Annotated in this window: 2 protein-coding genes; both read left to right on the top strand. The window is 59.0% G+C overall.

Going from position 1 to position 1,047, the window contains the following annotated elements; genetic code table 11:
* Positions 1-564, top strand: a 564-nt coding sequence (locus tag J5224_RS29680) for a hypothetical protein (RefSeq protein ID WP_264628649.1), incomplete at its 5' end; no start/stop codon positions are given.
* On the top strand, positions 488-1,047 hold a 560-nt coding region (locus J5224_RS29685; RefSeq protein ID WP_264628650.1), incomplete at its 3' end, for a hypothetical protein. The genes J5224_RS29680 and J5224_RS29685, both read left to right, overlap by 77 nt.

The following is a 1,047-nucleotide window of genomic DNA, read 5'->3' on the forward strand; positions in this document are numbered from 1 at the left end:
TCCGCACAGCAGATTGATAATGCGGGCTTGTGGCAAGCGGGCACGCTACAGATCGATGGTGACGCTCTGGAAAACAGCGGGCTGCTGGCCGGGCTCAATGGCATGACGCTCAAGGTTGATCAGTTGCGCAATCAGGGAGAGCTGTTCTCGCAAGGCAGCATCAACGGCACCGGCACGCGCTTTGATAACGCAGGGCTGTTGACCGGGCTGAGCGGTTTCGAACTCCGCTACAGCGATCAAATCAATAACCTGAGCAATGCCCGTTTATTGAGCGGTGGCGACGGTGTGCTGAGCACCGGACGCTTTAGCAATCTGGGGCTGTGGCAGTCGGACGTATTGCATTTAACCGCACAACAGGCGGAAAACTGGGCGCAACTGCTCGGGGTTAATCAGGCCGATATATCCCTGAGTGGGGATTTTGTTAACAACGGTACCGGTGAAGTGGCGAGCGGCGGTGCGCTGACGTTAGCGGCCAACGCGGTAGACAATGCGGGCACGGTTCAGGGCCCAGTCCACACTGGGTGGCACGCTGAGCAATGCCTCCGGCGCAGTCATCAGCAGTGACGGTACGCTGCGCGCTGACGCAGCGGCAATCGACAACCGGGGTACGATCAGCGCGGCCACTGTCGATCTGCACGGGGAAACGCTCAACAACGCCGGGCTGATTCAGGGCAGCGATGACGTGACGCTGGCCGGGCGTACTACGCTCACCAACCAGACACCGGGCCAAGTGCTGTCCGGCGGTAATGCCACGTTAAGCGCGAATCTGCTCAACAACCTGGGGTATCTGCAAGCGCGAGAATTGGCGGTGCAGAGTCAGCAACTGACGCAGCAGGGCCAGATGGTGGCACAGGAAAAACTCAGCCTGCATATCCCTCAGTGGCGTAATCAGGGCACGCTACAGGCGCAGCAGTTGGAGATCGTTGCCGATCAATTGGAAAATCAGGGCACGCTGCTCGGTTTAACCCAACTGGCGCTGCATACACAGCGTTTGACCAACCTGCAAGGCGGCAAAATCTTCAGCGCACAGGATCTGCTGCTCGACAC

This window comes from Candidatus Symbiopectobacterium sp. NZEC135 (assembly GCF_025962695.1).